Annotated in this window: 10 protein-coding genes; all 10 read left to right on the forward strand. The window is 59.3% G+C overall.

The annotated features are described in order from the left end of the window. The first annotated feature begins 140 nt into the window (after positions 1–140). The 10 genes from CKO25_RS09070 (at position 141) to CKO25_RS09115 (ending at position 19,707) form a co-directional block, all read left to right on the forward strand. Positions 141–1,076, forward strand: a complete 936-nt coding sequence (locus CKO25_RS09070; RefSeq protein WP_200387611.1) for a DUF4007 family protein — start codon at positions 141–143, stop codon at positions 1,074–1,076. Next, positions 1,073–4,561 (forward strand): hypothetical protein, encoded by a 3,489-nt coding sequence (locus CKO25_RS09075; protein ID WP_200387612.1) that lies wholly within the window; start codon positions 1,073–1,075, stop codon positions 4,559–4,561. The genes CKO25_RS09070 and CKO25_RS09075 overlap by 4 nt, the downstream gene beginning before the upstream one ends. Next, a complete protein-coding gene (locus CKO25_RS09080; protein WP_200387613.1) occupies positions 4,554–5,360 on the forward strand; it encodes a phosphoadenosine phosphosulfate reductase family protein in 807 nt (268 codons plus the stop codon). Before CKO25_RS09075 ends, CKO25_RS09080 begins: the two co-directional genes overlap by 8 nt. 1 nt (position 5,361) lies before the next feature. After that, the gene (locus CKO25_RS09085) at positions 5,362–7,722 is read left to right on the forward strand and encodes a phosphorothioated DNA-binding restriction endonuclease family protein (RefSeq protein WP_503663879.1); all 2,361 of its coding nucleotides are present in this window, start codon (positions 5,362–5,364) and stop codon (positions 7,720–7,722) included. A gap of 14 nt (positions 7,723–7,736) precedes the next feature. After that, the gene (locus CKO25_RS09090; protein ID WP_200387615.1) at positions 7,737–9,371 is read left to right on the forward strand and encodes a hypothetical protein; all 1,635 of its coding nucleotides are present in this window, start codon (positions 7,737–7,739) and stop codon (positions 9,369–9,371) included. Then, on the forward strand, positions 9,371–14,812 hold the full coding sequence (locus tag CKO25_RS21135; RefSeq protein ID WP_242467523.1) for an ATP-binding protein: 5,442 nt from the start codon (positions 9,371–9,373) through the stop codon (positions 14,810–14,812). Before CKO25_RS09090 ends, CKO25_RS21135 begins: the two co-directional genes overlap by 1 nt. Before the next feature lie 63 nt (positions 14,813–14,875). Further along, positions 14,876–15,685: a hypothetical protein gene (locus CKO25_RS09100; protein ID WP_200387616.1), complete on the forward strand. Its 810-nt coding sequence runs from the start codon at positions 14,876–14,878 to the stop codon at positions 15,683–15,685. After that, positions 15,682–16,893 (forward strand): BREX system ATP-binding domain-containing protein, encoded by a 1,212-nt coding sequence (locus CKO25_RS09105; RefSeq protein WP_200387617.1) that lies wholly within the window; start codon positions 15,682–15,684, stop codon positions 16,891–16,893. Before CKO25_RS09100 ends, CKO25_RS09105 begins: the two co-directional genes overlap by 4 nt. Continuing rightward, positions 16,886–18,196 carry a BREX system ATP-binding domain-containing protein gene (locus tag CKO25_RS09110; RefSeq protein ID WP_200387618.1) on the forward strand — a complete coding sequence of 437 codons (1,311 nt, stop codon included), beginning with the start codon at positions 16,886–16,888 and terminating at the stop codon, positions 18,194–18,196. The genes CKO25_RS09105 and CKO25_RS09110 overlap by 8 nt, the downstream gene beginning before the upstream one ends. Then, on the forward strand, positions 18,193–19,707 hold the full coding sequence (locus CKO25_RS09115) for a BREX system ATP-binding domain-containing protein (RefSeq protein ID WP_200387619.1): 1,515 nt from the start codon (positions 18,193–18,195) through the stop codon (positions 19,705–19,707). Before CKO25_RS09110 ends, CKO25_RS09115 begins: the two co-directional genes overlap by 4 nt. Positions 19,708–19,714 lie beyond the last annotated feature (7 nt).

Genomic DNA, 19,714 nt, shown 5'->3' on the forward strand with positions numbered 1-19,714 from the left:
GCATGCTTGGTCAAGACAGACGCTTCGTATACCATCGGCCGTTTTGGACAAGTCCCACGGGTCCAGCCTGTTGACATGGGCAGACCGGTTGACCTGGATTGAGTGGAGTGGGGCGGTGACGTCGGAGGGGGTGTCGACAGATGAGGATCAATCGCGCGCGCGCGACCTTCGGGCGCCATGAGACTTTTCCTCTGCGCTACGGCTGGCTGCCGAAGGGGTTCGAGGCGATCGGGCAGGACCCCGAGATCTTCACCAAGCCGGAAGAGGCGATGATCACCCTCGGCGTTGGTCGCAACATGGTCAACGCGATTCAATATTGGCTGCAGGTCACCGGGCTGGTCACCTTCGACGCTGGCCAAGCTCAACCCACCGCACTCGGAACCGCGCTTCTCGGCGCGCAGGCCGACCCCTATCTCGAAGACGACGCCACGCTCTGGATTCTGCATTGGCTGATCGCCTCCAATGCCGAAGCCGCGACCGGCTTTTTCTGGTTCTTCAACCGCTTCGCCATGCCACGCTTTCGCGATGCCGAGGTGCTGCACGCGCTGGAGGAATTTTCGGCGCAAGAGCTGAAGGCGAACCGGTCGCTGAGCACGTTGAAATCCGACGTCTCGACGCTGCTGCGCATGTACGCCGCCGAACCGGGCCGCGGCGACGAGCATCTTGACTCACCCTTCGCGCAGTTCGGGCTGATCGAGCCTGATCCAGGCGCCGGTTTTCGCAGCCTGCGCACCCCGCGCGCGACCCTGCCACCAGTGGCGCTTCAGTTTGCCATTGCTCAACGTCTGAACGCCGAATCCGGTCAAGCGACCGCGCTGCCGGTGCGTGTTCTCCTCTACAGCGATGCCGGCTGGGCCGCGCCCGGTGCCGTATTCCGTCTCACCGAGGATGGCTTGATGCATGGCCTCGCGCGTCTCATCGAACAGGATCCCCAACGCTACGTCCTGCGCGACACCGCCGGGCTGCATCAACTCTATCTGCGTGGTGGGCCGCCTGATCCCGTGGACATCCTCGCCGCACACTATCGGGGGCGGACTGCCTCCACGACGCTCGCGAATCGCCGGACGGCCGCGTGAGTACACTCGAACGTGACATTCGCATTCGCGCCGTTTACACGCGCTCGATCAACCTCACCCGCGATGCCGACGCGGCCGACCTCATCCGCTCCTACGTCCCCACCTCCCGCGCCCTGGAAGCCTTGGAACGCCTTGCCGATGGCCTTGGTGACGGCTCTCAGCAGCGGGCCTTTGCGATCATCGGCCCCTACGGCACCGGCAAGTCCACCTTCGCGCTCTTTGCCGCGGCCCTCTTATGCGCCGCCGATGACCCACGGCACCAGGCCGCGCTCGAGGTGCTCAAACCGAGCACGCCGGCGCTGGCCGAACGGTTTCGCCAGAACGTGCGCAGTGGTCGTGGGGTCCTGCGCGTCGCCCTGAACGGGGTCCCGGACTCGCTCGTCCGTCAGTTCATGCTCGCCCTGGCGATCGCCGTCGAGCAGGCCGAGCTTCCCGCTGGGCTCGTCGATGAGATCCTTGCCGCCGCGCAACCCGGAACGCCGATGGATCAGGTGCTCTGTCTGGTGCAGCGGGCTCAACGCGCCTGGAAGCATGCCGGTGGGACCGGGGTGTTGATCGAGATCGATGAACTGGGCCAGTTCCTCGAGTACGAGTCCTACCATCTCCAGCACCGCGAGCTGCACCTGCTGCAACTGATCGCCGAACATGCGCAACAGGCCGAGACCGAACGCGGACTCGTCCCGGTGCATCTGCTGGTCTTGCTGCACCAAGCCTTCGAGCATTACAGCCAACGGCTCGGCAAACAGTTACGCGACGAATGGCACAAGGTGCAGGGACGCTTCGAGTCGCTTGCCTTCCTCGAACCCGCCGAGCAGTCCTTGCGGGTCGTCGCGGCCGCCTTCGAGCGGGATGGCCCCTTGCCGGCCAGCCTCATGACACAACTCGATCAGCTCACCGCCGCGCTCGCGGCGGCCGGCGCATTGCCGGTTGGGCTTGAGGAGGCACCCGCACGGGCGCTCTTCGAACGTTGCTATCCGCTCCACCCCATCACCCTGCTGATCCTTCCAACCCTCTGCCAGAAGGTCGCCCAGAATGAGCGCACGCTCTTCTCCTATCTCGGCAGCGCCGAGCCCTTCGGGCTACACGAGCGTCTGGCACGGCTGCGCATGGGCGAGTGGATCGGTCCCTGGGAGCTTTACGATTATTTCATCCTCAACCAATCCGGCAGCGTCTCCGACCCCCTAACCTATCATCGCTGGTTCGAGGTCATCACCGCGCTCGAGCGCTTCGACAGCGCGCCCGATGACCCAGCGGTCGATCTGCTCAAGACCATTGGTCTGCTCAACCTGATCGGTGCCCAGCGCGGACTCAAGGCCAGCGAGCCGCTGCTGAGCCTGCTGTTCGGCGATCAGCTCGACGCCCTGCGCGCCCGTCTCGAAGCCGTCTCGACCATTCATTTCCGCAGCTACAGCAAAGAGCTGCGTGTCTGGCAGGGGAGCGACTTCGATCTGAGCGCGGCCTTGCGCGAGGCCACCGCCGAACAGGCCCAACGGGCCCTGGTCGAGATCCTCGAAACCCTCGCCCCGCTCAAACCCCTGGTCGCGCGACGGGTCACCATCGAGAGCGGCACCCTGCGCGCCTTCCATCCACGCTTCACCGCGGCCGTGCGCTGGCCACCCAAAGCTGCCGGCGCGACCCTGACCAGTGCCGGGGTGGCGCTGCAGGAGCCGCAACCGCTGCAGCTCTGGATCTATCTCGCCGAGGCCGAGGAACAGCCCACCCTCGAGGGCGCGCCGCCGCGCAGTGTGATCGCGGTTTGTCACTTCACTGAACGTCTGCGCGAGGCCGTCGCCGAATGGATGGCCCTGCAAGAGCTGCCCCATCGACACGCCGCGCTGCATCACGACCCGGTCGCGCAACGCGAGCATCGCGCCTGGCTCACCAACGCCGAACTCGAGACCACCGCGCTCATTCGCGGTCTGCTCGAAGAACCCCAAGCGCTGCGCTGGTACTGGACCAGTCTGGAACGATCGCCCCGGGAGCGCCCCGTGCGCGATCGTCGCGACCTGCAAGAAAAACTCTCGGCCTGGGTCGAACACATTGGCTATCCGAACGCGCCGCACCTGCGCAACGAACTGATCAACCGCGACCAACCCTCGCCCAGTGCCAATCTCGGGCGCAAACGTCTGCTCGTGGCCATGCTCGAGGCGCCCACGCAGCCTGGACTCGGGATCAACAAGACCCCAGCCGAGAAAAGCCTCTATCTCTCACTGCTCCAACAAAGCGGACTGCACCGGCCGCGCGAGGGCACCGCGCTCTACGCCATCCAGCCGCCGCCTGCCGCGGACCCCTGCCGCCTGCGCCCCCTGTGGGACGCGATCACTGAGTCACTCGGCGGGGCCGGCGATCGCCAGGTCACGCTGCCCGAACTCTACGCCCGGCTGCGGCGCCCGCCCTTCGGCGCCAAGCTCGGACCCTTGCCGGTGCTGATCGTCGCCTATCTGCAAGCGCATCGCCGCGAGGTGGCGCTCTATCAGGAAGGCGCCTTCTGCGAAGCGCTCACCGTCGAGCAGGCCGAACTGCTGTGCCGTCGCCCGGAACTCTTCGCCCTCGAGCGGTTCGATCTCGGCGGGGTGCGCGGGGCACTCTTCGAACGCTACATCACCGACATCGTCGGGCGGATCGGCGCCCAGGCCACCTTGCTCGACGTGGTCCGCCCGTTGGTGCGCTTCATCTCCGGATTGCCCGAGTACGCCCAGCAGACCAAGGCACTGAGCGCGCCGGCATGCGCGGTGCGCGATGCCTTCCACAGCGCGCGCAGCCCCGGCACCTTACTTTTCGATGCCCTGCCGCGTGCCTGCTCGACCCCGATCGACGACTTCACGGCGGCCGACGAGGCGCAGGTCGAGACCTTCGTCCAACGCCTGCGGACCGCTCTGCAGGAGTTGAAGAGCGCCTACCCGAACCTGCTCATCCACTGGCAGGGCGAACTCGCCCGCACCCTGCTCGGCGCCCCGCTGGCCGATCTCGCCGCGCTACGTCTCGCCGTGCGCGAGCGCTATCGGGGACTCGATCGTCTCACTCCCGACCGCATGGGGCTCGGTGCTTTGATCCGGCGACTCTGCGACACCGCCCACGCCAGCGATGAGGCCTGGCTTGAATCGGTCGCGACCCTGCTGGGCAAGATGCCGCCAGCGAAGTGGCGCGAGGAGACCCGCCGACTCGCTGAACTGCGGCTGCGCGATCTCGCCGAACAAATGCGTGATCTCGAACGATTGCGTCTTGGGGCGGTCGAGCAGGGAGACGGCGCGCTGCCGTCCCGCGATGGCGAGCCCGTGCTGATGAAGACGGTGGATGGCCAGCGGGGCGAGATCAGTCGTGTGATCCATCTCTCGACGGCGCAACGCGCCGCGGCCAATGAACGCGCTGAGCGCATCGCCGCGACCCTCACCGAGGTCCCCGAGGTCGACCGGCTTGCCGTCCTCGCGCTCTTGTGGGAGCGCTTCGCCCAGACGGACGCAACAGGAGAATCCAACCTTGACTGATCAACACGCCCCCAAACCCGTGCGCCATCTGCTTGGTCTGTCCGGTGGCAAGGACAGCTCCGCACTCGCCATCTATCTGCGCGACAAGATTCCAGAGATGGAGTACTTCTTCGCCGATACCGGCGCTGAGTTGCCCGAGACGCTCGAATATATCGATCTGCTGGAGGATTATCTGGGGAAGCCGATTGCGCGGTTGAATGCGGCGAAAAGTTTTGAGTATTACCTGAAGCTGAATGGCAATTTTCTTCCAACAGCTCGCACTCGTTGGTGTACACCTGAGCTGAAGATCCGACCATTTGAGCAGTATGTTGGTGACGATCAGGCGATCACCTATGTCGGAATCCGTGCTGATGAACCTCACCGCAAAGGTTATTTGTCCACAAAACCGAATATCTCTGCTCGCTATCCTTTCATCGAGGATGGAATCAAGAAAGAGGATGTATTTGAGATACTAAAATCGTCCGGTTTGGGTGTTCCGAAATATTACGAATGGAGAAGTCGGTCAGGGTGCTATTTCTGCTTCTTTCAGCGTAAAGACGAATGGGTGGGATTATCGGAAAAACACCCTGAATTATTTGAAAAAGCCAAAGCCTACGAACAGTTTCACCGCGAAGCTGGTCGCGATCATACTTGGTCACCTGGAGAAGATCTTGAGGAGCTGGTCGCGCGGGCTGATGATATCCGTGCTAAGGCGGCATTACAGCAAGAGAAAGAGGCCGCTAGGCCGAAAAAGAAACTATTGGATCAATTTGGATCAGATGATGATTTAGACGAAGGTTGTCTAGTTTGCTTTAAGTAAAATGAATAGATCAGAGATTCGATCTGCCTTCAATCGGGTACGCCTAGGTCGCTCTATCAATGCGACGGCTCTCAACAAGCCAATTTTGTTGCTTATGGCGCTGGCTCGCTGTCGGGATAATAAACCACGATTAGCGCTTTTGCGCGAATATGAGGAAATGCTAAAAACGATTGAGGGGTTGCCGCCAAGAATCAATTTAATTTATCCATTTGGCCGGCTCGTGAAAGATGAGATCTGGGAGCTTGAGCAGGAAGATGTTTTGACGAAAAACGCTTCCGGTGAATTATCTAAGAAAGAAGTTTACGGTCGTGCTGTTCGCGCCGGTCTTATCAAAGAAATTGACTACACGCTTCGTATCGATAAACATCTGTTATCTGAGTTGGCGAAAGATATCGCGATCCGTTACGTGCCAATTCAATATCAAGCTGGTATTTTTGACAGCCTTGGCTTTGATTTCGAACTGTCAGTCAAAGAGCAACAAAAAACTCAATTTTTTCGGAAACAGGCCATCGTAAGTCAGAACTCTCCATCAGCGAAAACGCGAGTGTTAAGTCACATGGATCATGAAAAGCAGAACTCGTTCATCGCATATCTGAATTCTCTTCACAATGTGGGTGCTTCAGGCGCGAATGCTTTGGCGGAGAGTCAAGCGCTTAACAGCTATTTTGGGGAACTCTACGAGCCATTCCCGATCGTTGATCAGATCTACGATTTCTTAATCGGCGACAAAGATCAAATTGTCATACTGACAGGTCATGCGGGAGATGGGAAATCAACAGTCGCTTTGGATTTGTTGAAACGACTCAAGCAAATTCCCAATAATGATATCTTGAAAACGGCTCTGAATGAACGTGAGTCAGTCACGCACCCACATGACCCTTTGCGATCGATTTCGATTGTCAAAGACATGAGTGAGCTGAACGCGGATCTTCGCCTTCAATGGCTGGAAGAGAGCTTTTCTGGAACCGGCTCTTGGCTCATCGTCAGTAACACAGGTCCACTTCTTAACAGTCTTTCGAAATATGCAAAGAACCGTCATGTTCCAGGAAATATTTCCAGCAAGATTTTAGAACTTCTCAATCTGAGCTATTCAGAAGGTGATCTCAAGCCGCACACTCTGGATTTATTCGAGAAAAATCTATTGATCCTGAATATGACAAGGCTCGATAACGTTGCCTTGGGTGCGCGCGTCTTCTCTCGAATGGTCAATCATAGTGGCTGGGCTCAATGTGCCGGATGCCCAGTCATTTCAGCCTGTCCAATCGCACTCAATCGACTTGCGCTATCTGAGTCAGGAAGTATTGGGATAGTGCGAGTCCGTTGGGTCTATCAACTTCTCAATGCCTATGAGCAGCGCCTGACTTTGCGGCAAATGATCGCACATCTGGCGTATTCACTTACAGGTGGTATGAGCTGTTCCGAGGCAAAACAACTAGTTACTGATTCTGCCTTAGAAGGCGTCGATCGAGGAACCGATGGACTAGAGCGGATCATTTTTAGTGAGGCATTTTTTGGTTATCAAGCAGGTGTGCCCAGCAGTATAGGTGGAAACCTCAGGGCTGTAGAGTTGGTTCGGCGGCAGGTATTTGGTTCTCCTGTCAGTGTCGATTTCGAGCGTCAACTTGCAAATAATGAAGGCAGTTGCTGGATGGTCTTGCCTGAAGCCTTGAAGCACATCGCGCAAAGATGGGCTGAACGAGCGAGCGAAGCGGCTGGAACCCGATGGAGGTTTGCCCAACGTCGGATGCTCTATCTATTTGGCAAGCCATCAGTGTCCGGTACCACATCGGCATCAGTTTTTTGTGATGCGTTTCTGCAGTCACCGAGACTACAGGATTTTGATAGCTGGAGTATACAGGGCTCTATGTCACTGAGTCCAATCGAGCAGAGGCGATTGGTCAAGTCATGTTTGCGAGTGCTGCTCGAGGTATTTTCCGGTTTTAGCTCAGGTCAGTTTCAAGCGGATCATGATCGCCTATTCCTAACGCTTAGGAGACCTGATCGAGCAGTTGTACAACCAACGCAACTCGTTATGGCTAACCTGCCTTTTGACGATTTCCACTTAGAGTACGATGCATCAAAGCGATTGCCGCTTCTTCGCTATCGTGACTCAACTATAGCTCTTAACCTCACGTTACCCCTCTTGGATTTTATCGAGCGGCGTAACTCTGGTGACCTTGGCTCTGAACTCTCTGAAATTCATTTGGCTCAATTAGAGTGGTTCCGGGCAGAATTATTGCGAATGAATAAAGGCCATATGAGTATGGCAGAGATCACTCTGCTGAAGGCTAACATCACTGGCGAAGTTTATCTGCGGAGATACCATCTAGACTCTCATCATCAGACATTGGAGTTAGATTAATGCCAGGATCTGAAATGGATACGATCGAAGATCGTTTAGTATTCAAACGCTACCCAAAAGAAGCCGAAGTCACTTCTTCCCAAGATCCAGGAAAGAAAGCTGATCTCAAGAATCCTGCGATTCGTTTGTACGGGCGGCGATTTTACAAGGACCAAACGCCAGTTGAGTATTTATCTGAATTTCTGATGGTCTTTGCGTCACCGAAAACAGAAGATGGTGAAGGCGTATTCCAGTTTAATCTTTATTTAGACCAAGTTTCAGAGCCTTGCTATTGGCCCGAAAATCGCATTGCACTCAAGCTCTTTACATTTTTTCCTACGTCTAAGCTGGAAACGCGCCACCAGATACACCGAAGTGAGTATCTGAACGCAATTGATATACTCAAGTCCAAGATTATTGGTAGTCAAGAGCAAAAAGATGAAGCTGTCCGCTTGATTCAGAGTCTTTTTTCTGGTTTTGTCGGTGTTGCCAAAGATAGAACTTGGGTTACCTGCACATTTCTGCCTGCTGCAGCCGGACTATTATCACGAGAGGTGACCTGGCAGCATCCCTATGCGATCAAGGAAAAGCATGGGCCGATTACGGACTGGGATACAGCATCAAAATATTTTGATAGCAATACGAGAAATTTTCTAGGACGTGGTGGTGAGCTATTGTATCTGCAGCTCGCAAGCCTTTTTTCAAGACCGATCAGTCCAAGTCTAGGCAGAGTACTCGAGCGTGATGAATATGAACACCTTGCGGAAATAACGTTGCAGGATCGGCGTAAGCGATTAGAGTCAGCTTTGAAATTTATTCTGGAGGACGCTGTTGCGCAGTTAGATCAATTGTCGAGCTTTATCGAAACGACACTTGATCATTACGAAACAGATAAAATCAAAAAACCATCTTATTTGGCATGGGTTCCAGTTGCAACAGAAACTGAAGCATTTTTGTTTGCTTCGGAGATGTTGAACATCTGTGAGTCTCGGCTCAGCTCTCTCGAAAAGCTTGATTTGATCAGAACGCTTTGTCTAATTCAGGTCATGCGGAGTCTCTGTTTTCAGGCTCGCCGAATTGACAAGATTGCAAGTAATACGGTTGGCTTTGTTGGTCATTATGCTTGGATTGTGGCTGACCCAGAGTTGGCACCCGGTGAGCCTGGGCGTCGATTAGCTGAAGAATCTTATTCCGAAATCGAGGCAATTCTGTTTAGAGCACTGCGTTCTCCGCTACTTTATGTTAATGGTAAGCCACTGAAAGAAAGGGATTTATCGAATGGTGATGACAATTGCTTCCGAATGTTTAGGAAATTTGGCAAGGAAATAGGAATGGTCATCCCGCGAAATGGGCGTGGGCAACGTTTTGTACTGAATGCACAATTGGTACGGTTATTGGTCGCATCACTCCTGCGACCCGGTGAAAGAGTCCGATTATCTGATTTTTATCAACGTGCATTTTCACATTTTGGGTTAGCACTTGGTGGCGAACCGATGGTGATCGCTCGTGAGTGGTCGGCGCATGGTGCTCAGAGTGATGAGAAACATTATTCAGCGGATATCAGTACGGATTGGATCGAAGAAACGCTCCAACAAGGCGGTTTCCTCATCGAACTGTCGGATGCGGTCTCCATTGTTCACAACCCCGACGGCAATAGCGGAGGTGGCTGATGAATCTCTTCGTTGCGAGTCTCGCGGATGATCTCGTCACCGAATGGGATCGGGTGCTTGGCGAACAGGATGGCCCAAAGGAAGCGCGCTTCATCATTCAAAGCCTCTCACCCCTCAATGCCTTCGACCTGTTCGCGGCGCTCGAGAACCATCGCGGGACCTGGAGCGCTCGCGCGCGGATCGAAAGTCATTTCAAGGTCGCGACCAATCTTTGGGAGGACTGGCGCCGCGGTCATAGCCAAGCCGAACTGCTCGCCGAGATGAACGCACGCGGCGCCCCACGACTAGACGAACCGCAGGGCTGGATCGACCTTGGGGATCAACTCACCTGGTACCGCAATCGCACACGCACACCCCAGGCCGACGGCTTGGTGATCGTGCTGCTCGGTCTCAATCACGCCTCGGATCAGGGCGGGCTGGCCAACTTTCACATCCTGGACGAGTCGCGCTTGTGGCAGCGCATGGAGCGGGGGTTCGCAAGCTGGATCGAGCGCATCGATCAGCACTACGGGCTCTCGGCCAGCACGACGGAGAAAGAACGCTTCGACGCCATCTTGCAGGACCTCTTTCAGACCCGACCCCTCCAGCTCGAACGCCTGTCCGGGTTTCTGCAGCATCAGGTGCTCGGTGATGGGGATGGCATCGATGCCTTCTCCGATGTGATCGAACTCTTCTATGCCAAGCTGTCGTTTTGGGAGATCCCGCCCTTCTTCGGCCTTCGGCCAGACCGCAAGAATGCAGGTCTTCTCAAGGAAGCAGCGACCTTCATCTCGCACCAACGCTTCAAGACCAAAGGCGAGCAGAAGAAGGCGTGGGAGAAGATCGAACAGGCGCTCGAGCAGGACCAACTCGACCTACCCAACACGCTCGATGACCTTCCCCTCTACGACAGTCCCAAGGCCTATGCCGAGACCTTGCGGGCCTTCATCCAGGAGGCCGACAGTCAGGCCCGGGCACGACTTTTACAGACCGACCTCGCGCCGGTGTTGCGTCTGCTGAAGTTGAAAACCAAGGACACGGAAAAGGGCGTGTCCCGGACCCCGGTTCGTCTCCAGGGCCTGAGTCTGGAGTCCGTACTTCGGGCGATTTGGCTCACGCTCCTGGCCTATCGCAAACGCGATGGCAACAGGGCGCTGATGGAGTCCTTGCGCGAAGTCCACATCGAACTGGTCGACTTCAAACACGATCTGCAGGCGGACGAGGAGGCCGGACTCGGCCGGGACACGCAGGCGCGGGAATTACTCCACGGCTGTCTCGGTGGACTCCCGGAGGTGCTCGAACAGATCGATTGGCGCCTGCCGATCGATGCGGACCAGATGGCGCATCCACGTGATGACTGGGAGCAGTCCATTCCGGTGACTTTGGATCTCGATCTCGAGGCCTTGAGCTACGGCACCAATCGCGGACGTCCACATCTGCATTTTAAGGTCGTCTTGATCGACGAGGAGGGCGGGGTCGCGCTCACTCGTCCGTATCACTGGTCACTCGGCCCCACCCAGCCGGAGCGGGTGCGGCGTCAATGCGCGCGCACGGTGCTCGAACGCTGGAATGCGCTGCCCAATCCCGAACGGGTCTTGCCGGCCTTTCAGATCCCCGCGGTGGTGATGACGGCGCTCTATTACGCCGCTGACACGGACGAGGCCAACCGGCTGGTCAGCCTGGCATTGAACGAATTGGAGGTGGTGGATCTCCTAGCGGGGCTGACGCCGGACCTCTTCGATCGGCAACTTTGGGATGGGGTGATTGCCCTCGCGGCGGCCTATCGCGCCTGGCTGAGCCGCGCCGATGCGCAGGGCAATTATGCCGCCAACGCGCAGGATCTGCTGCCGCTGCTCGGGGCCTATCGGCAGCTCGCCCAGGATGTGCTCAACCCCCACTTACGTGGCAGTCATGAGTTGCTGCGCCGCCTCTATAAGGCCTTTCTGGTGGTCGACGAGGCGATGGTCCCGAATGACGACTTTCTGCGCTCGGCGATCGTCTGGGCGATCAGTCCACCGGTGCTGGAACTGACCCTGGCACGCCAACGATTTCTCTGCGACGGTTTCCCTGAGGTGGTCGCGGAACTTGCGTTCGGGCGCGATGGCCAGTCCGCATTCGAGCAATTGCTGAAGCTGGCCGAGATCCATCGGCCGCTCGCCGGGCTGGTGGTGGATGCCAATCATCGTCTCTGTGCCGAGATTAAGTCGTTCGGGTTGCTGCATCATCTCGGGCTCGAGCGCGACGGGGAAAAGAGCCTGGCGGTGCAGACGCTGCTGCGCGAGGAGGAGAGCGACGACGATGATGAGGTCGCCGACTTGGTGCGCCCGACCGAGGAGAGCGAGGTGGTGCTGCGGGTGTTGGAGGATTATCTCCAGCTCTATCCCTTCGCCGAGGATGGGATGCGCATCTTGGCGCTGCATGTCGAGGAACTGGGCACCATCCTCTCGGGGGTCGATCGCTTTTTACGTGCCTATTTGAAGCGAAGCGCGCGGGACTGGCCGGCGTTTCATTGCGAGGTGATGGTCTATTCCACCTCGGCCTCGCCCATGGCAATGGAAAGTCGGCTGGCGGCCTGGCGCCATCGGCTCGCCGAGGCAAACCGGGAGAGCGGACGGCCGCTGGTGCTGGCGGTCGGTCATCGGTTCGCGCCTGATCGCGAGCGTATGGTCGAACTGCTCAAACAGGAGCGCCGGCTGTACGACATCGCCTTCCTGTTCCATTTTCTCGCCGGTGACCTGGCCGGTGAGGCCGAGCCGGCCAAGCCTTTTGAGTTCGATTTCAATGGCAGCAACATCGGGCAATTTCCGATCTGCGAGTTTCCCCGTCCGATTCGGCGTGGGGATCCCTGGCGGCGACAGAGTCTGTTGAGCAATCGGCGCCTGGGGGTGCAGACGCGCCATGCTGATCTAACGGCGCGGCTCTGCCATCCGCAGACCACGCATCAGGATCATCTGATTTTTGGTCGCATCGATTATGAGCCCTGGCAACCGGTGGTCGAGGCGCTGCATACGAAGGCGCAATGGGTGGCCTGCATCGATCCCTTCGTCGATAAGCATCTGCTGCGCACCGGCGAGGGCGCGCACAATCGACGCAAGATCGTCGGCTTTACCTCGGGGCTGGGTGACTACGGCGAGCTGAATCTATCCATCTCCACCGAGCAGGATACCCTCGCGCAGCTCGCCCGGCTGGTGCGCGGCCAATTGAGCGGGCTGATGCCGTATCAGGAAGACCAGGCGCTTGATGTCATGGGGGCGCAGGTGGTGAGTGAGGCCGAGGAGGTGATCGGGCTCTCGGCACTGCGGGCGGTGGTGGGCGATGGTGAGCGGGTCCGCGAGGTGGTGGGCTTTGCGGCGATTCGTCGTGCCCTGGCGGTGCCTGCGGCGGCGATGTCGCAACTGCTGCCGGTCGATTCGCTCTTGCATTGGTTCGCCGGGAGCGAGGTTTCGCAGCGGCCGGATCTGCTGCAGTTGTCGCTGATCCTGCGTGAGCAGGATGTGCCGTTGGTGCAGGCGGTGGTGATCGAGTGCAAGTTTGCACAGTACAACGCAACGCATCTGGAGAAGGCGAGCGGTCAGGTTCAGGAGGGACTGGCGCACCTAATGCCGCTGCTGGCACCCAATCGAAATGATCTGCGTCGTGTGAGCTTCGACCGGCGCTACTGGTGGGCGCAGCTGCAGCGCACCGTGACGTCGCGCGCGGTCGTCGATCTCAGCGAGGTGGAGTGGCGAAAACTCGATCTTGCCTTGGAGAAGCTCTCGGAGGGGTATTACGAGATCGCCTGGCAGGGCGCCATTTTCACCTTCTGGACCAACGAGCCGGGCGCTGAGCCGGTACTGAACCGGATGAAGTTGCCGTTCGGAGTCGTGGAGCCGCCATTCGTCGCGCCGGATGACTTCGTGGTCTGGCACATCGCCTTGGGCTACGAGGGACTCGCCAAGCTGTTCGGCGAGACGGAGCCAGCAGACCGGGTGGCCCTGGGCGAGACGCAGATCCGTCTGCGGCCCACTGATCCGGGCGTAACCCAGACCGAGACCGAGACCGAGATCGTGCCTGAGCCTGAAACCGGTCCTGATTCAAGCCAGGTCGAATCGAGCCAGGCCGATGATAACGTCGCGCCGGAGGTTCGCCATGACAAGCTGGTGACTGCCGAGGTCGTGAGCATCAGGTCTGGGCAGCGGGTGTCGTCCCCGCCGGGTGACTCCCAACGCGAGTCACGTCTTGATCCTGAGTCTGGGGCCGCGTCGGGTGCAGGGTCTGCTTATGAGCACAGTCACGAGCGTGACACGGGACTGGAGCCGGAACGTCTTGTGGCCGAGACCATCATCACGCCCCGACCGGTTCCCGAACGCATCTTGATCGGGACGCGTAGCAATGGAGAGCCAGTCTATTGGCATTATGGTCATCCCGATCTGCTCAACCGCCATCTGCTCGCGTTTGGCTCGCCAGGGTCGGGTAAGACTTATGGGATCCAGTGCCTGCTCGCTGAAATGGCGGTGCAGGGACTGCATTCACTCATCATCGACTATACGGACGGGTTTTTACCAAAACAGGTTGAGACGCGCTTTACCGAGATCGCTAAGCCGAAAAGCCATTATGTTGTGCATGACAAGCTCCCTCTGAATCCATTTCGAAGGCAGCAGCAGGAGATCGACCCGGATCTTCCGCCGTATCGGGAGAGCCCTTATGACGTTGCCACACGCATCGCGAGCATCTTCAAGTCGGTCTATGAAACCATGGGCGATCAGCAGCTCTCGGCATTGATTCGTGTCATCGAGAGTCAACTTGGCTTTCATCACGACTTGACCATCCAGAAAGTCCTGGCGGCGCTGCGGGAAGATAGTCAATATGGCGATCAACTCGCGAATAAAATCGAACCCTTCAGCAAATCCGAACCCTTCCGCGAGGGGTCCGAATCGGCTTGGGAAGAGATGCTTTCAGATCCTGATGCACGCGTTCAGATCCTCCAGCTCAAAGGATTGAGTAAGGAGATCCAGCGTCTTGTCACCGAGTTCGTGCTGTGGGATCTGTATGACTATGCGACGACCACTGGGAATCGACGTCGCCCAATCCCGGTCGTACTCGACGAGATCCAGAATCTCGATCACCGTAGCGACTCACCCATCGACAAGATGCTGCGCGAGGGACGGAAATTCGGCCTCTCGATGATCCTCGCGACCCAGACCACCAGCCAATTCAACCAAGAGCAACGCGACCGGCTCTTCATGGCCGCTCATAAGCTCTTCTTCAAACCCGCCGAGACCGAGATCGACCGCTTCGCCACCCTCTTGAGCCAATCCACGGGCGACAGCAAGGCGGAATGGAGCCAGCGTCTCGCCAAGCTCTCCAAAGGACAATGCTGGTCACTCGGTGCTGTTCCAACCTCCAGCGGCGGTCTGCAGACCAAGGCAATCCGAGTCCAGGTCACCGCATTGGAGGACCGAGGTTTCGGCCGCGGCGACTGAACCCGAGTCCTGACGAATCATGACACATCAAGAACCCAGTCACCCTGCTCCAGGAGGCATCGATTGAGCAATCTCGCGTCTTTCAAGAAGTCGGTCGACGCCCTGTCGCGGGCGCTGAAATCCTTTGGGCAGGAGCAATCCCTAACGCTCGGCGAACGTGACGACGCACTCAAGGAGGCCCGTCAGGCGTGCGCGAACATCGATCTCGCGGCCTTGATCCAGGTCCTGGATGACGAGCAGGAGCGGGTTGCTCAAGAACTCGAGCAGGCGTTGTCATCGCGTCGCGAAACCCTGTTGAAGGCCGCGCGAGAGCAGTCGTTTCCGCACAAACGCTTCACGGATTACGATTATCTCGGACCCTTCAAGGTCTCCTATAAGGGACGCATGGTGCTGCTCGAGGTTGGCAGCGAGCGCTTCGATCGAATCGATGAGGCCGATGGCGCGTCACTCTTCAAACTCATTCGCCAACGTGCCAAGGATCTGGATGACGCCCCCTTCGTGCGCGAGGTGTTTTTCCAAACGCTCAAGGATGCCATTCGCTTCGCCAAGAGCACGGGGCAAGATCAAAACGGTCAGGTGCCCATCCGCACCCTCTATCCCTTGGTGGTGTTGGCCCGTCACAGCCGCTCCGAGTCGTTTTTGAAGAAGCCGGAGCAGCGGTCCTTCGATGATTATCCGCTGCCCCAGTTTCTCTATGACCTGGCTCGGTTCGGCCGTGATGGCTGGCGTTGTGGTGAGGAATTGCTGCGTACCCAAACCCCGAACATGGCGACCATCAGTCAGGGCAAGACCCTGATGTTGCCCGCGCTCGCGGCTCAGGACGGCAGCAACCATCGCATTGCCATGCTCTGGATCGAGAAGCGCGAAGGATGACCGAACCCCTCGAAATCCTGGCGCATCTGGCGTGTTTCGGCACGCCACCGGATGCCCCGACGGCCTTCGATCTCGCGGTCGGGCTGGATCATTACCGTGCCCATCTCGAACGGGAAACCCTGCCGTTTCTGACCGGCGGTGGGTGCGTGCTGCAATTCGTCTACGGCCAATATGGACGCGGCAAGACGCATTTTCTGCAAACTGTTGCCGAATTGGCGCGACGGCAAGGTTTCGTGACGGCTTATGTGGATTGCCGCATGGGCCATTCGCCTTTCAAGTCGTTGCAAGAGACCTACCAGATGATCGCCAGGGCGATGCAGGCGATGCGGTGCGACGAGGATCCAACGCCGCGACAGGGCGCGGCCAGTGTGATCGCAAACAGCCTCCAGGCATCCGGGCGGGATATCAACGCGCAACTGCAGGTGATTCGTGATGGCGCGGTGCTCTCCCCGGAGTTCCGCAATCTGGTGTCGGCCTATGCCACCACCTGTTGGTCTGGGCAGACGTCCTCCTCCCCAGAGGAGGAACTGATCGCACTCTTGCACGCGGATCCGAGCTATCGCTTGACCCTGAGCTCGCTCTATCACACTCATCCCAGCTTGCCACGCCCAATCGGCAAGCTGGGGCGTCGCAATGCCGCCGTCTGGTTGCGCTCGTTGCTGGCGCTCCCGCGGTTGCTCGGCTACCCCGGATTGGTTCTGTTGTTCGATGAGACCGAGCGCGGGCATTCATTCGGAACCGGCTATTCGATCGCCCAACAACAGCATCTTGCGAATCTGCGCAATTTTGTTGATCACATGGCCCTGGGGGCCTTTCGCGGGGTCTCGATTCATTATGCCGTTGTCGAGGATTTCATCGAACTGGCCCGCGAACGTTTGGAGGCACTGAGTCAGCGGATCGAGCGGGTCCGCGTGGAGCTCGATGAGCCGAGCGCGGCTCGGCGCGGAAATCCGCGGGCGGTGTGGGTCAGTCTCGACGAATTGACACAACCCTCACCACAGGACCCGACATTCTTCGTGCAACTCGGGGCAGGGATCATCGAGATCGGGCGGCAAGCGGGTTTGGCGGAAGCGCTCGTCCCGCACCTGGAGGCGCAATTCGTGCAGGAGGCGCGCTCTTCTGCCGAGTCGATCTTCGATGGTGTGGTGCGTGAATTCGTGAAATTCGCCGCGACGGCGGTGGCCCAGCAGGTGAAACACCATGTCTGAATCCTCCCTCTCACAAGTGGATGCACTGCAACTCTGGGCGGTGCTGGGATCCGAAGGAAAGGCCACCACCGATCTGGGGATCGCACGTTCCTCGATTCCCGCCTATTCGGTGGGCGTCGAGGCGTGGTTGGATCGGCTGGCTCAGACCTATCTGCGCCAACTCTGCCGTAAGAATGCCCATTTCAAGGTCGTGATCGCGCCCTATGGCGGCGGCAAGACGCACTTTCTGATGTCGCTCGGGACTCGCGCGCTCGATGAGGGCTTCGCGGCGGCCTACATCGCCTGTGGTCCGGGCGCCAGTCTGGATCAGCCGCTCGATCTCTATCGCCAATTCGTCCGGCAACTGCGGTTACCGGGCGAGGAGACCGCACCCGGGATCCGCTCCCTGATCCGCGAGGTCGTGCGCTTCAAGCGCCAGCAGATGCAGGAGCATCAGGTTCCCAATCAGGAGGCCGCATTCGATCAGTGGCTGCGGCACGTGCGCGATGAACCACATCCGGACAATGCGTTTGGGCGCGTGATGGTCGAGGCGCTGAAGGCGGCCTGGAATCCAGAGCTCGATGTGGTGGGTGACGCGGCCATCCGCTGGTTGCAAGGCGACCTGGAGACGCTGACGCGAGACGAGCGTCAGATCTTGCGTTTGGGACAGATCGCGGCGAATGCCCGGGCGGACTTCGGTCGCAATCTCCTGCTGTCGCTGGTTCGCTTCACGCGGGAGGCGGGTGTGCATGGGGTCGTGCTGCTCTTCGATGAGGTGGAGACCCTGTTCACGGCGCGCGGTAAATCGTTGCTGCGGGTGTTGTCCGCCATGCGCGTGCTCGTCGACCTGCCCACCGGCGTGCCAGGCGGCGTGCCGCTGTTCGGGGTCTTCTCGGCGGTGCCGGATGTCCTCAACGAGCTCAGTCGGTACCCGGCCTTGCAGCAGCGGCTCGCGGTGGTGGGGGCCTCGTTTGACGAGGGCAATGATTTCGCGGCCCAGTTGCTGCTCGAACGGCTCGATCGCCAGGATCATCTGCTCGGTGCGATCGGCATCCGCTTGATCGAAGTGGGGGAGCAGGCGCTGGGTATCCGCTTCGATCAGGAGCTGCAGCAGGCGAATGCGCTGCGACTCGCCGATGTGGCCGCGGAACGGAACCTGGAGGTCGATGCGCGACGGCTGTTCGTGAAGACCTGGGTCAATCTCCTGAACCTGCAACGGAATGAAGGCGAGCGGGCGTTTGGCGAAGCGGAACTCGCCCAGCGGTATCAGGGCTTCTTCGATGCGGTGAAGTCCTCGGATGCGGAGGAGGATGACGAGCCATGAAGATCGGCGATGAGGTGTTTCATCGTGACTTTGGGCGCGGCAGGATTCTGAACCTCTATCCGGAGGGGCCGACCGCGATGGTGGATTTCGGTTACATGACCGATCTCGTGCTGCTCGCGGCATTGGATGATGCCTCGCTGCCGGGCGCTGACGTCGAGCAGGAGCCGGCCGCGGTTAACCCATCCTCCCCAGGCGCGGCGGCATCCGCGACGCGGCGTCCACCGGGCTACGGGGTGAACGGGACGTCGCGACGGGCAGCCGCTCATCCAAGCGCGGTATCGCGCGACGCGGTGGCGGAACCGGGATCAGGACGGATCGCGCATCCGCCCCCTGATGCGGTGGCGATGGGTAGAATGGCAGACCGGTCGAGCCTATCAGCGCAGACCGTCGAGGCCCGGCGTGCGGTCATCGCGCTGCGTTTGGGGCAGGTGTTGGAGTCGCATGTTGATGATTTGAGCGTGGGTCTGAACGGCATCCTGGAGCGCTTCGATGCGACCCTGCGGCAGGCGGGCAAGCATCAACCCCAGACCCTGTTGATCGAGGGCGCCTGGGGGCAGGGGAAGACGCATCTGCTGACGGTGCTGACGGCCGCGGCGGTGCGACACGAGTTCGCGGTGTCCAGCGTGGTTCTCGATGGGGTCGCGACCACCCTCTCGGATCCGATGAAGCTGTTCGAGGCGATCACCAATGGGATCCGCTTTCCCGGTGATGCGCTCCCGGGCGGGCTATCGGTCAATCTGACCCGCGCGCGGCGCTCAGGTCACCTGGAACGACTGGGCCACCTGGGGGCCACGATGCTCGCTGAGGTGTTCGAGCAGATTCCACGCTCGGCGTTCGAGGAGTACGACGCGCTCCAGATCATCGAGGATTATCTGGGTCTGTTCCTGGCCCCGAGCGCCGCCAAGAATCGGCTTGCCGGGCTTGGCTTCAGAAACCTCCATCTCCCACCCCTGCGGGCGCGGGCTGTTGCCGAGTATGCCAGGCGGTTCTGCGATCTCTTGTCGAACTGGACCTGGCTGTGCGCGGTCGCGGGTGCCCGTGGTCTGGTCGTCATCCTGGATGAGTTGGACGTCGATTATGCGAGCACGGCACGACGCGGGGCACAGGCGCAGCGACTTCGTGAGCGCCGTCAGGATCTCTTGGAGCAGCTTGGGTGCTTGCGTGCGCAACGTATTCCCTTAGTCTTGGCATTCGCCTCCGCTCCTGCCGCGCCGGGGATCGATCCGGAACATGATGCCTCGCGGAACCTGCATGACGTCATCGGGGGGGTGGACGACTCGGTCGTAGCCCCGGTCCCGAGTGAGGCCGATCTGCAGGAACTCGTGAAGAAGATCCTGGCGCTCTACCGCATCGCCTATCCAGAGGCGGTAGCGGGGACTCGCCAACAGGCGATGGCTGGACTGACGGATCGGTTGCTCACACAGTATCAACGCCAGGGCAATCCCGTGCCGCGCTATTTCGTGCGCAGCACGCTTGAGTCGCTGGATCTGCTCACGACGCACGCGGATTGAGGCAGGG

This window comes from Thiocapsa imhoffii (genome assembly GCF_016583985.1).
GTDB lineage: Bacteria > Pseudomonadota > Gammaproteobacteria > Chromatiales > Chromatiaceae > Thiocapsa > Thiocapsa imhoffii.